The organism is Prevotella sp. TF12-30 (assembly GCF_003436715.1).
Lineage (GTDB): Bacteria > Bacteroidota > Bacteroidia > Bacteroidales > Bacteroidaceae > Prevotella > Prevotella copri_A.
The window spans coordinates 1-501 of sequence record NZ_QSQJ01000138.1 but is presented as its reverse complement, the minus strand read 5'-3'; the positions used below and the strand labels follow the sequence as shown (position 1 = coordinate 501).

Sequence of the window (501 nt, the reverse complement as noted above, 5' to 3'; positions counted from 1 at the left end):
GCACTTAACTCGTTGATATTCAATTAATAAAAGATTTTGCTGTGACTCGTGCAATGGAAGGTGATATGCTTGTCGGAGATACAGCAATCCTCCAGCCATACTTCCAGATGCTCGCCCAGATGATGGGGCGAGAGATGAGCGAAGAAATAGGGGGTATCACCATTCTTGGCATGGAGCTTCGAGAGAATATGGTGCGCCTCTTCCGGCAGCGGAAGCCGGAGCCAGCGTTGCGTCTTCTTCATCTTCTTATATATATAATAGGTGTCATCGCATTTTTCTATGTCGTTGATCGATAAGCTCAGGATATCGCTCTTCCTCAGTCCCGTGATGCAGCTTAGCAGGAATGCCTCCTTCAGCTCGGGAGTATTACAGGGTGTTTCGCTCAGCTTGATGAGTTCCTCCTGGGTCAGGGCTGTTCTTTCCCTGTACTGGGCTTTGACGCGATAGGAGAGTGGCAGCCGGTCGAACGGGTTCTGATCCAGCAATCCCTGTCTCACGGCT

Annotated in this window: 1 protein-coding gene; it reads right to left on the bottom strand. The window is 50.1% G+C overall.

Translation table 11 applies throughout. From position 1 onward, the window contains the following. Positions 1-23: 23 nt before the first annotated feature. The coding region (locus tag DXD25_RS16480; RefSeq protein WP_147327970.1) for a tyrosine-type recombinase/integrase at positions 24-501 on the bottom strand (478 nt) is incomplete at its 5' end.